Here is a 12,083-nt window from a genome sequence, read left to right as displayed (position 1 = left end):
GGGATCACGCATGGACGCAAGCGCTCCCATCAATCTTCGCTATGAGGACATCGCGCTCGGCGCGGAGTTCGAGACCGCCGTTCACACCGTGACGGAGGCCGACATCGCAGTCTTCGCCGATGTCACGCGCGACCATCATCCGCTCCATGTCGATTCAACTTACGCGAAGTCACGCGGCTTTCCCGCCGTGATCGGCCACGGGCTGTTCGGCCTGTCGCTGATGGAAGGACTGAAGTCGGAGCTGAAGCTGTACGAGGAGACCTCGGTTGCCTCGCTCGGCTGGGACGAAGTGAAGTTCAAGGGCCCCATCGTCGCCGGCGATACCTTGCGTGTCCGCTTCCGTTTCGTCGAGAAGCGACCGACCAGGAATCCCGCGCGCGGCATCGTCATCGAGACGCTCGACCTTCTCAACCAGCGCGACGAGGTCGTGACCGCGGCGCGCCACACCTCGCTGATTCTGACCCGGCAAGCCGATCGCGACGCGACGGCGGCCATGTGACGAGACAATGAAGAAGACGTCGGACCGGAGAACGGCTCCTCTGCCACCCACGAATTGATTGGAGTATTCAGATGCGATTTCCCAAGACCTTCTCCGCCCTCGCTTTGCTGGTCGGCCTGTCCCAGGCAGCCGGCGCCCAGACCTGCACACCGAAAGTGCCGGCGTCGAGCCTGATCGAAGCGCCGAAATGGCAGATGTCGATCAACCCGACGCTGCCGCCGCAGCAATTCGTCGACGACAAGGGCGAGTTGCAGGGCCTCAATGTCGAGCTCGCTCGCGAGATCGCCAAGCGCATCTGCGTCGAGCCGGTGTTCCTGCGCATGGACTTCCCGCCGATGATCCCGGCGCTGCGCTCGGGCCGCTTCGATGCCATCAACACCGGCCTGTTCTGGACCGAGGAGCGCTCGAAGATGCTCTACCTCGTGCCTTACGCGCAGCAGGCGATCAGCATCTACACCGATCCCTCCTCCAGCCTGAAGCTCGAGAAGTTCGAGGATCTCGCCGGCCGCGTCGTCGGCGTGGAATCGGCGACCTATACCGAACGCAAGGCGCGCGAATTCAGCACCGAGATGGTCGCCAAGGGCCTCAAGCCAGTCGAGCTGCGCACTTTCACCACCGTCACCGCCACCTCGGCGGCGCTACGCGCCGGCCAGCTCGAAGCCGCGCTCAACATCAACGAGACGGCGAACTCGCTCGAACAGAAGGGCATCGCAAAAATCTGGGTCCGCGACATCGCCGGCACCGACATCACCTTCGCCTTCCGCGACAAGCTGCTGGCCCAGGCCGTCGCCGACGCACTCACCGCGATCCGCGCCGACGGCACTTATGACAAGCTGTTCGACAAGTTCGGCATGACCAAGCTGAAGGCGACGACGTTCGTCATCCGTGGCGAGGGGCCGACGAACTGAGCAAGTGGATTGCTTCGCTTCAAGCCGGTCGCAACAGCGACAGTAGCAGTCCCGTCATCCTGAGGCGCGAGTGATGGGGCGCAGCGCGCCCCATTGGGAGCCTCGAAGGATGCACGGCCAAGCTGGTGCAGCGCGGCCGTCGCCCTTCGAGGGCCGCTGAAGAAGCGGCCGCCTCAGGGTGACGGTGATGGATGGGAGCTTGTAGCCTGGATGGCGCAGCGCAATCCGGGCTACGCGGCCATCATACCAGGCTCGACTTGCCGCGGCTCAGCACCTCGCCCGCGCCCTTGTCGCCGACGATCTTGCCCTGCTCGTACACCACCCGGCCCCGCGCGATGGTGGTGACGGGCCAGCCGGTGACGTCAAAGCCCTCCCACGGCGTATAGTCCGCGCCGTGATGCAGGTCGGCCTGTTGAATCGGCTTCTTCAGCTTCGGGTCCCACAGCACGATATCGGCGTCGAAGCCGACGCCGATCGAGCCCTTGCGCGGATAGAGGCCGTAGATCCGCGCATGGTTGGTCGCGGTCAGCTCGACGAACTTCTGCAAGCTGATGCGCCCCTTCGACACGCCCTCCGAGAACAGGATCGGCAGCCGCGTCTCGACGCCGGGAATGCCGTTCGGCACCCAGCGGAACGAGGTCCGTGCATTCGGCGTCAGCTTGCCCTTGGGATCGTCGTAGCGGAACGGGCAGTGGTCGGACGAGAAGGTCTGGAACACGCCCGTGGTGATGCCCTCCCAGATCGCCTGCTGGCTCTCGGCATCGCGCGGCGGCGGCGAGCAGACATATTTGGCGCCCGTGATGTCCATGTTCAGGCCCTTCATGTCGTCGGCCGTCAGCGTGATGTATTGCGGACAGGTCTCGGCATGAACAGGCAATCCGCGCTGCTGGGCCCAGCGCACCTGCTCCATCGCCTCGCGGCCTGAGACATGCACGATCATGATGGGAACGCCGATCACCTCGGCATGGCTGATGGCGCGGTGCGTCGCCTCGCGCTCGACCGCCTGGGGCCGCGAGGTGCCGTGATAATAGGGTGCGATGTGGCCTTCGCGCTCCAGCTTGCTGGTGAGGAAGCGGATGGCGTCGTAGCCCTCGCAATGGACCATCACCAGCGCCTCCTCGCGGCGCGCGACGTCGAAGACCTCGAGCAGCTGCTTGTCGCTGAGCACGAGGTCGTCATAGGTCATGAACACCTTGAACGAGGTGTAGCCGTCCTTGACGAGGGCCGGCAGCTCCTGCCCGAGCACGACCGCGGTCGGATCGGAGATGATGAGGTGGAAGGCGGTGTCGATATAGCACTCGCCCTCGGCAAGCTTGCGGTAGTTCTCGACACAAGTGCGCAGCGAGGTGCCCTTCTCCTGAAGCGCAAAGGGCAGCAGCATGGTGTTGCCGCCGGCCGCGGCCGAACGCGTCGCCGACGCAAAGTCGTCGGCCATCACCACGTCGGGGCCGGAAGCTTGCGAGATGTGAACATGGCTGTCGATGCCGCCCGGCAGCGCCAGCAGGCCCGTCGCGTCGATCTCGCGCGCCGCGCCCTCGATGCTGTCAGCGATACTGACGATACGCCCGTCGCGAATGCCGATATCGGCGCGAAACTCGTCGCTGGCCGTCACGATGGTGCCGCCGCGAATGGCGAGATCGAGTTGGGTCACTGATGTCTCCGTCACTTGATGACCGCTGATGTCTGGAATATCCGGCCCCACTGCGCAAGAGCCCTGATGTCCCCGCCGGCGAGCTCCAGCGTCCGCCACAGCGTGACCGCGACCGAGTCGAGCACGGCGATGTCCAGTTCCCGTTCTAGCGCGGCGGCCAGCGCGGCCCCGTCGAGATTGGTGCAGAGGATGACGATCGCATCAGCGCCCTCCACCGCCACCGCGCGGATCATGTCCGCAATGGTTGCAGGCGTGACCTCGCCAAAGGAAAAGTTGTCGCGGAGGCCGAGATGCCGCTCGGCATGCGGGGCGATCCCCTCCTCGGCCCACATCTCTGCGATCCGCCGCTGCACGTCATCCGTATAGGGCGAGACCAGGCCGACACGCTTGGCGCCGAGCGCGCGGGCGGCATCGATACAGGCCAGCGTCGACGTCGTCGCCGGCACGCTCGCGCGCGCCGTAATCGCCTCGCACAGGCTCCGGTCACGGCCGATGCCGAGCCAGCTTGCGGACGTGCCGTTCCAGGCGATGGCATCGACTTTTGCGTCGGCCAACAGGTCCGCCGCCGGCAGCATCACCGAGGCGTCGAACTGATTCAGCGCGGCGGCGTCGAGCGCGATCTCGGTGACGCGGAAGCGCGAGAAATGCGCGGTGACATCGGCCACGCCGGCCAGCATGGCGCTGGTGACGGGCTCCAGCACCGAATTGGAGGACGGCGTGATCATGCCGAGACGCTTGCGCATGGCTCTACCTTACGACGCCTGCGCAAGCCGCGTCGACTCCTCCCGGATCAGGGACAGGATGCGGCGCTTGGCGTCGTTGAATTCGGGACCGGTGATATCGCGCGGCCGCGGCAGATCGAAATTGACGGCCTCGCGGATCCGGCCCGGCCGCTTGGTCATCACCACGATCTTGTTGCCGAGCACCAGCGCCTCGTCGACGCTGTGGGTGACGAACACGATGGTGCAGCGGCGCTTCTGCCAGATCGCCACCAGCTCCTCCTGCATTTCGAGCTTGGTCTGGGCGTCCAGCGCCGCGAACGGCTCGTCCATCAGGATGACGCTCGGGTTCATCAGCAGCGCCCGGGCGATGCCGACGCGCTGATTCATGCCGCCGGACATTTCGGAGGGATGATGGTGCTCGAAACCGCGCAAGCCCACGAGATCGATGAACTCCATGGCGCGATCGTAGCGCTCGGCCTTGGCGACGCCCTTGAGCTTGAGGTGGAAGGCGATGTTGTCGATCGCGGTCAGCCACGGCATCAGCGTCGGCTGCTGGAACACGACGCCGCGGTCCGAGCCGGGCCGCTCCACCTGCTTGCCGCCCACCAGCGTGCGCCCGGAGGTCGCCTGCTCGAAGCCGGCGATGATGTTCAGGAGTGTCGACTTGCCGCAGCCGGACGGGCCGAGCAGGCAGACGAAGTCGTTGGCCTCGATGTCGAGACTGATGTTGTCCAGCGTCAGCAGGTCGCGGCCGCGCCGCTTGTCGGAAAACACCTTGACGATGTTGCGAAGCTCGATGGCCGCCATCAGCCTGCCCTGCCCTGCACGGTGGTGGTCTGCTGCCAGCGCAGCGTGCGCGCCATGATCGCCTTGAGGCCGAGATCGGAGAGATAGCCGAGCAGCCCGATCGATATCATCGCAGCCAGCACGATGTCGTAGCGCAGGAAGTAATAGGAATCCCACAAGACGTAGCCGAGGCCGCTCTTCACCGCGACCATCTCGGCCGTGACCGTCAGCATCCAGGCCGATCCGACCGCGATGCGCAGGCCCGCAAAGATCGAGGGCAACGCCGCCGGCAGCACGATGTCGGTCAGCATCTGCCGCTGGCTTGCGCCCATCATCGCACCGGCACGCACGAGATTATGGTCCACGGTCTTGACGCCGTGAATGCTGTTCATCAGCACGGGGAAGAAGGCGCCGAGAAAGACCAGAAAGATCGCCGGCTTGTCGGCGATGCCGAACCAGATGATCGCCAGCGGAATCCAGGACACCGGCGGGATCGGCCGCAGCATCTGCAGCGTCGGCTCCAGCGTCTTCTCGAACAGGCGCGACCAGCCGATCGCAACGCCGGCGAGGATGCCGAGCAGGCTCGCCAGCGCAAAGCCGCCAAACACGCGCAAGGCACTGGCCAGCGCATCGCGCAGCCAGTGTCCGGAATAGGTCTGCGTGGTCTCGTCGAAGCCGAACACCCAGTCGCCGAGCGCATGCAGCACCGCGCTCGGCGCCGGCAACAGCGCCGGCGGCAGCATGCCGCTGCGGGCAAAGGCCTCCCAGCCCGCGATCAGCAGCGCGGGAACGACGACGCGCTCGAGCCCCTGGAGCGCCCGCGTCAACCGGAATGCCGGCTTGGCTGGAGCCGTGTCAGTAACCGAGGTCATTCTTGGGTTTTCCCGTGGCCTTTTCCAGGAACGAATAGTCCATGTTCTTCTCGGCCTCCGCGGAGACGTCCTTCGAGATGTATTTGAGGTCGCGCATCATCGCGGCGATGGCGAGCGTCTGCGATCGGTGGATCGCAGGATCCGGTGCGGCGTTCTTCAGCGCCTCGGTCGCCACAGTCTTGTCCAGACCGGTGAGCTTGTTGATGACCTCGATCCACGGCGCCTTGTCGGCGATCAGCTTGTTGTCGAGCTCGACCACGGCGCTGACGACGCCCTGGACGCCGGCACGCTGGCTCGCGATCACGTCGGAGCGGGTGACGATCAAATTGGTGAGATTCCCTGCGGCCTGGTCATACGGCAGCACAAAATGCTTGCCGGCACCCGCGAGCCGGATCTGCGAGGCGAACGGCTCGACCGAGCAGATCATGTCGACCTCGCCGCGCTGAAGCGCCGCGAGATGGTCCGACGGATTGGGAATGTTGATGAACTGGATGTCCTTGTTGGGATCGACGCCCTGCTTGAGGAACGCGCCGCGCATATGAATGTCCTGCGCGTTGCCGCGGGAGGCCGCGACCTTCAGCGGCTGGCCGTCGCTCTTGCCCTTGGCAACGATCGCCTTGAACGCAGTCCAGTCGTCGGGCGGCAGGTTCAGCTTCGCGGAGGAGAGACATTCCGAGCCGCCGTTGATCTGGCCTGATACGGCGACGACGTCAAAGCCTTTGTCGAGCGCGGTGACGTAGTGGAGGTAGGTGACCTGCGCGACGTCGATGCTCTTCGATATCAGCGCGGTGAGCACGTCGTTGCCCGAGTTGAAGCCGGTGGCCTCGACCTCGACGCCTTTGGCCATGCCTGAGATCAGCGACATCGGCAGGCAGTGCGCGCATTTGGCGTAACCGAGCTTGATCTTCGGGCCTTCCGCAGAGGCCAGATCGCTTCCGCCAAGCATTGCCGCCATCACCACGAGGCCCAACCGCAAACTCGTCCGCATCGCTCACTCCGTTTCGAAGGCGCCAGATCCCGCGCGTTGCGAGGGATCATCAGTCGGCCTTTGCGGCAGCGCAACGGGATTTTGCATGCTGCATACAATTTGCGCTCTATGCCATTGTTTTCAGCTAGATGCGTCGGTATTTTGGGCAGGTCAAAGGGCCGAAAACGGCTAAGATCAACGTGAGAAGCGAGGCACGCGTGCAGCCAAAATCGGAAGCGCCGAAGGGACGAAAGTCGCCCAAACTCAAGCGGATGGGCCTGCATGAGCGCGCGGCTGCGCGGATGCGGACGATGATCATTCGCGGCGAGCTGCCGCCGGGTTCGCAGACCCAGGAGACCAGGCTGTCCAAGGAGCTCGGCGTGTCGCGCACGCCCTTGCGCGAGGCGATGAAGGTGCTCGCCGCGGAAGGATTGATCGAGCTCCGCCCGAACCGCAGCCCGCGCATCGCGGGCCTCGCGGTCGACGGCATCTCGGAATTGTTCGAGGCGCTCGCCGGCATCGAGCGGCTGGCCGCAGAGCTTGCCGCGGAGCGTGCCACCGAGCGCGATCTTGCCCGCTTGCGCACGCTTCAGACCCGCATGGAAGGTCACCACCGCAACGGTAAGCTCGACGATTACTTCGCCATCAATGGCGAGATCCACAACACCATTGTCCGCATGGCCCGCAACACGCCGCTGCGGGAGGCGCACGAGACGCTGATCTCCCGCGCCGAACGCGCGCGCTACCTCGCGCTCGGTGCCGACCGGCGCTGGAGCAATTCCGTCGACGAGCACGCCGGCATCCTCGCCGCCCTCGAGGCGCGTGACAGTGAAGCCGCCGGACGCCTGCTCGGCGCCCATGTCCGCCAGACCGGCACGGCGCTGCTCGAAACCCTCGCCCCCAAACCCAAGCTGACGGCGGCGTGACCATGAAGCTGCTGCTGCTCAACCCCAACACCAGCACCGCAGTCACCCAGTTGATGACGGATGTCGGGCAGCGCGCGGCCTCATCAGGCACCGAGATCATCCCCTGCACCGCGACCAGCGGGGTGCCCTATATCTCGACCCGCACCGAGGCACAGATCGGCGGCGCCATTGCGCTGGAGATGCTGGCCGAGCAGCACCGGAACGTCGACGCCGCAATCATTGCCGCCTTCGGCGATCCCGGCCTGTTCGCCGCGCGCGAAACCTTCGACATTCCCGTGGTCGGCATGGCGGAAGCCGCGATGCTGACGGCCTGCATGGCCGGGCGCCGCTTTGCCATCGTCACCTTCGCCCAGGCGCTTGGGCCCTGGTATGAAGAATGCGTTCGCGACCACGGGCTGCGGGAGCGCTGCGCCGGCATCCGCATGCTCGATACGCCGTTTCAGGCCATCTCCGAGGTCGGCACCGAGAAGGAGGATGTGCTGGTCGAGCTCGCCCAGCGTGCGATCATCGAGGATGACGCCGACGTGCTGATTTTTGCGGGCGCGCCGCTTTCGGGCCTGGCCGAACGCGTCGCCGACCGGATCCCCGTCCCCGTCGTCGACCAGGTTGTCGCCGCGGTGAAGCAGGCCGAGGCGCTGGTGGCACTGCGTCTGCGCAAGGCGACCGCGGGCACGTTCCGCCGGCCCGCCGCCAAGCCCACCCTTGGTCTTGCCGGCGCGCTCGCCGCCCGGCTCGAGCATCGCGACAGCTGATCAGAGAGGCGGCCGGCGATGCGAAAAACCCAATTCATTCTCGATGGTACGGCCGAAGGCGAACAGGCGGGATTCGCAGCCCGGCGGCGCGACGATCTGGATGCCGAACGGCAGCTCGTTCGCGCCTCGCCGTGCCGGCAGGGTCAGGACCGGAAACCCGACCAGCGACACGATGAAGGTGACGGCGAGATAGTCGATCGGCGTTTCCAGCGCCGTGCCGTCGATCGCGGTGACATCGCTGATCTCGTTCGGCCAGGGGAAGACCGACGCCGCCGGCGCAACCAGGAAATCGGCGCGCGTGAACAGTTCGCGGAAGCTGCGGTAGATCGCGGTGCGGCGGCGCTCGGCATTGAGATAATCTTCCGCAGTGAGCTTTGCGCCCGCCTCGATGTTCCAGATCACGGTGTTCGTGAGCTCGGCGCGGCGTGTCCTCAAGAGGTCACCATAGCCGTTCGCGATGTGCGCGGCGCGCAGCGTACGGAAGGTTTCGATCGCACCACTACAATCGGGCGAGGATGGCGCGACGTCGGCAACGCGCGCGAGCGCCTCGCAGGCAGTGGCAAAACGCGCACGCACCTCGCGGGCAACCGGCGCAACACCGAAATCGGGCGTCACGGCGATCCGGGGACGTCCCACGACCGGCCGATCGTCATTGATGACGCCGGTCGAGAGCGGGTCCTGCACATCGCCTCCCCCACAGACCGACAGCACGAGTTCGAGATCGTCTACGCCGCGAGCGAGGAAGCCGTGCGTGGCCAGCATGTCCCAGCCGAGCGGACGGCGCGGCGACGGGATGCGGCCGGGCGTCGGCCGGATCGAGGCGACGTCGCAGAAGCTTGCAGGCGTGCGCACCGAGCCGCCGAAATCGGTGCCGTGCGCCAGCGGTACCATGCCCGCCGCAACCGCGACGGCGGAGCCGCCGGACGATCCGCCCGAGGTCAGCGCGGGATCGAAGGGATTGCGCGTCGGCCCGCACAACCGGTTGCTGCAGACCGCACCGAAACCGAATTCTGGCGTGTTGGTCTTTCCCAGAATGACCGCCCCGGCGCGCCGCAGCCGCGCGACCACGAGATCGTCCGCGACCGGAACGTGATCGCGGAACAGAGCCGATCCGTGGGTGGTCGTAAGTCCTGCAGTGTCGGTGAGGTCCTTGATCCCGACGGGCACGCCATGCAGCACGCCGATCGGCGCAGACGCGGCATCGCAGATGTCAGCTGCGCGGCGGGCGCCCTCCGCATCGACCGTCACGAACGCCGCCAATTGCACGTCACTGTGCGCAATCCGCATCAGATGCGCCTCGACGGCCTCACGCGAGGACAGCTCGCCGCGGGCAATAGCGCGCGCAAGGGTTGTGGCGGAGAGATCGCAAATCGATGTCATCGCCCCACAATGCCAAACCTCGCATCGAAAGGCGAGCGCGGCGGGCACGAGACTTGCTTTGTGTCCCGGCAAAGGGAGAGAGCTATCGCATTTGAGTCGGTTTCTCCGTGGCGCATCCTTCGAGACGCCCGCCTTTGGCGGGCCCTCAGGATGAGGGCAGAGTACGTTGCTGCAGTTTCAACGGGCGCCGAGGTAGCTGAGCCTCATCCTGAGGAGACCGCGAAGCGGTCGTCTCGAAGGACGAGGCGCTTGCTCGATCGTCGGTTGCGCGGTCGTTGCCAGCAATCAACTGAGATAGGCCTGCGGCAAACGAGGAGGCAACACCATGGCTGAAGCGCAAGGCGGCCGATCGCTCGTCGTCGACGCGGTCACCCACCGCTATCCGAGCGGCGCACTCGCGGTCGAGAACATCAATCTCGACATCAAGGGCGGCGAGATCATCGCGCTGCTTGGCCCCTCCGGCTGCGGCAAGACCACCCTGCTGCGGATCATCGCCGGCTTCATCGCGCAGACGCAGGGGCGGATCATCATCGGCGACGACATCGTCGATGCGCTGCCGCCGAACCGCCGCGCGGTCGGCATCGTGTTCCAGAACTATGCGCTGTTCCCGCACCTGTCGATCAGCGAGAACGTCGGCTACGGCCTCGCCGCCCGCGGCATCGACAAGGCGACGCGGCAGCGCGAGGCGCAGCGGCTGCTGGAGCTGGTTCAACTGCCGACCATGAGCGAGCGGCTGCCGCGGCAGCTCTCCGGCGGCCAGCAGCAGCGCGTGGCGCTGGCGCGCGCGCTGGCGATCAAGCCGTCGATCCTGCTGCTCGACGAGCCGTTTGCCGCGCTGGACAAGAATCTGCGGCTCGACATGCAGATCGAGGTCAAGCGGCTGCAACGCGTCTCCGGCATCACCACGCTGATCGTGACGCACGACCAGGAAGAAGCACTGTCGATGGCCGACCGCGTCGCGGTGCTCAGCCATGGCAAGCTCGAGCAGTTCGGATCGCCGTCCGACGTCTACGATCGTCCGCAGACGCTGTTCGTCAACACCTTCGTCGGCTCCAGCAACCGCATGCCCGGCGTCGTCGTCTCGGCGGATCGCACCGCCGCGAAAGTCCGCCTCGATGCCGGCGCGGAGATCATTGCGCGGCCCGCGGGCGGCGCGCTCAGCGAGGGCGGCCGCGTCACCGTCTGCATCCGGCCCGAGCATCTGCAATTCGTCGGCGACGAGACCGGCTTTGCCGGCGTGGTCGGCATGTCGCTGCCGCTGGGGGCCACCGTCGTCCACGAGGTCACGACCGCCGACGGCTCCGGCGTCAAGATCTCCCAGGCGCGTATCGGCGAGACCCGCGCGCTGGAGAGCGGCGCTGCGGTGCGGCTCGCTCCGCTCGCCCCGTCGCTCGCCAACGCCTTTCCTGCAACGCTATAGATCCAGTCCAGAGGGAGTTCGAATATGATCATGAATCGCCGAAGCCTGATGACGACCGCACTCACACTCGGCGCCATGAAGGCGTTTCCAGGCCTGAGCTACGCCCAGGCCCGCCCGCTGGTATTTGCGACCTTCACCGGAAGCTGGGAGGAAGCGCACAAGGCCGTGCTGGTGCCGGCGTTCCGCAAGGCCAACGCGGACGCCGCGATGGTGCTCGACCCCATGCTCTCGGTCGACCAGATCGCGAAGGTGAACGCCGCCAAAGCCAATCCGCCGATCGACGTCATGCTGCACGATCCCGGCCCCGCCCTCGTCGCGATCGGCCAGGACCTGGTCGAGCCCTATCCGGTCGAGAAGAGCGCCTACTACAAGGACCTGATCGCCGAAGCGCAGGAGCCGATGGGCCCTGCCCCGTTCTTCCAGGTCGTCGGCCTCACCTACAATCCCGAAGCCGTCAAGACGCCGCCGACCTCCTGGGCCGATCTGTGGAAGCCCGAGTTCAAGGGCCGCGTCGGCATCACCAACCTTAACTCGACGCTCGGCACCGGCTGGCTGGTCGAGATCGCCAAGATGCGCGGCGGCTCGGAGGCCAATGTCGATCCCGGCTTCAAGGCGATCGAGGAGCTCAAGCCCAATCTCGCGGCGGTCGCCGCCAATCCCGGCGCGCTCGCCACCCTGTTCCAGCAGGGCCAGATCGACATCTCGCCCGGCAATTTCAACGCCATCCAGATCCTGAAAGCCCGCGGCGTACCGGTCGAGTTCGTGGCGCCGAAGGAAGGCGCCATCGCCTTCAAGACCACGATCCACATCGTCAAGAACTCGCCGAACCGCGAACTCGCCTTCAAGCTGATCGAAGCGTCGTTGACTCCGGAGGTGCAGACCACGCTGATGAACCCGCCCTATCTGATCGTGCCGACCAATTCCAAGGTAGCGATGGGCGGCGAGATCGCGCGCGTGCTCGCCAAGGACACCGCCGAGCTGAAGCAGAAGTTCGTGTTCCAGGACTGGAAGAAGATCAACGAGCAGCGCTCGGCCTGGATCGAGCGCTTCAACCGCGAGATCAAGATCTAGAGCGGAAAGGCATTCGGATGAATCGGAAGAGCAGCCACGGGCTCGCCCAACCTCTCCCGCTTGCGGGGGAGGTCGGCGCGAAGCGCCGGGTGGGGGCTCTCTCCACACTGGGGCTGTCGCCCAGCGGAA

At 65.9% G+C, this 12,083-nt stretch carries 12 protein-coding genes; 6 read left to right on the top strand and 6 right to left on the bottom strand.

The window, feature by feature from the left end; translation table 11 throughout:
- Positions 1–10: 10 nt before the first annotated feature.
- Together AC1RUR_RS06365 and AC1RUR_RS06360 are read left to right on the top strand one after the other, a co-directional pair.
- Complete coding sequence (locus AC1RUR_RS06365) at positions 11–499, top strand: MaoC family dehydratase (protein ID WP_492842238.1); 489 nt, start codon at positions 11–13, stop codon at positions 497–499.
- Positions 500–570: 71 nt separating this feature from the next.
- The gene (locus AC1RUR_RS06360) at positions 571–1,407 is read left to right on the top strand and encodes an ABC transporter substrate-binding protein (protein ID WP_492842237.1); all 837 of its coding nucleotides are present in this window, start codon (positions 571–573) and stop codon (positions 1,405–1,407) included.
- Positions 1,408–1,648: 241 nt separating this feature from the next.
- Here AC1RUR_RS06360 and hydA read toward each other — a convergent pair whose 3' ends face one another.
- Genes hydA through AC1RUR_RS06335 form a run of 5 tightly spaced genes read right to left on the bottom strand, consistent with a single transcriptional unit; the run spans position 1,649 to position 6,426 of the window.
- Positions 1,649–3,058, bottom strand: a complete 1,410-nt coding sequence (gene hydA, locus AC1RUR_RS06355; RefSeq protein WP_492842236.1) for a dihydropyrimidinase — start codon at positions 3,056–3,058, stop codon at positions 1,649–1,651.
- 11 nt (positions 3,059–3,069) lie between these two features.
- Positions 3,070–3,801: a maleate cis-trans isomerase family protein gene (locus AC1RUR_RS06350; RefSeq protein WP_492842235.1), complete on the bottom strand. Its 732-nt coding sequence runs from the start codon at positions 3,799–3,801 to the stop codon at positions 3,070–3,072.
- Positions 3,802–3,810: 9 nt separating this feature from the next.
- Entirely contained in the window at positions 3,811–4,587 is a 777-nt protein-coding gene (locus AC1RUR_RS06345) for an ABC transporter ATP-binding protein (RefSeq protein WP_492842234.1), read from the bottom strand.
- Positions 4,587–5,438: an ABC transporter permease gene (locus AC1RUR_RS06340; protein ID WP_492842233.1), complete on the bottom strand. Its 852-nt coding sequence runs from the start codon at positions 5,436–5,438 to the stop codon at positions 4,587–4,589. Before AC1RUR_RS06340 ends, AC1RUR_RS06345 begins: the two co-directional genes overlap by 1 nt.
- Entirely contained in the window at positions 5,422–6,426 is a 1,005-nt protein-coding gene (locus AC1RUR_RS06335; RefSeq protein ID WP_492842232.1) for an ABC transporter substrate-binding protein, read from the bottom strand. The genes AC1RUR_RS06340 and AC1RUR_RS06335 overlap by 17 nt, the downstream gene beginning before the upstream one ends.
- Before the next feature lie 197 nt (positions 6,427–6,623).
- Here AC1RUR_RS06335 and AC1RUR_RS06330 point away from each other — a divergent pair, with 197 nt between their 5' ends.
- Both AC1RUR_RS06330 and AC1RUR_RS06325 read left to right on the top strand, forming a co-directional pair.
- On the top strand, positions 6,624–7,331 hold the full coding sequence (locus tag AC1RUR_RS06330) for a GntR family transcriptional regulator (RefSeq protein WP_492842231.1): 708 nt from the start codon (positions 6,624–6,626) through the stop codon (positions 7,329–7,331).
- A gap of 2 nt (positions 7,332–7,333) precedes the next feature.
- Positions 7,334–8,083, top strand: coding sequence for an aspartate/glutamate racemase family protein (locus AC1RUR_RS06325; protein WP_492842401.1), 750 nt, complete (start codon positions 7,334–7,336; stop codon positions 8,081–8,083).
- Here the strand turns inward: AC1RUR_RS06325 and AC1RUR_RS06320 are convergent, their stop codons facing one another.
- A complete protein-coding gene (locus AC1RUR_RS06320) occupies positions 8,084–9,463 on the bottom strand; it encodes an amidase (RefSeq protein WP_492842230.1) in 1,380 nt (459 codons plus the stop codon).
- 325 nt (positions 9,464–9,788) lie between these two features.
- Between AC1RUR_RS06320 and AC1RUR_RS06315 the strand changes: the two genes are divergently transcribed.
- Positions 9,789–10,883 (top strand): ABC transporter ATP-binding protein, encoded by a 1,095-nt coding sequence (locus tag AC1RUR_RS06315; RefSeq protein ID WP_492842229.1) that lies wholly within the window; start codon positions 9,789–9,791, stop codon positions 10,881–10,883.
- Between the two features lie 24 nt (positions 10,884–10,907).
- A complete protein-coding gene (locus tag AC1RUR_RS06310) occupies positions 10,908–11,954 on the top strand; it encodes an ABC transporter substrate-binding protein (RefSeq protein WP_007608710.1) in 1,047 nt (348 codons plus the stop codon).
- The last annotated feature ends 129 nt before the right edge of the window (positions 11,955–12,083 follow it).

Source organism: Bradyrhizobium sp. GW821-FHT12B03 (assembly GCF_058807535.1).
The sequence above is the reverse complement of the archived record's forward strand: the minus strand, read 5'-3'. Positions and strand labels throughout refer to the sequence as shown.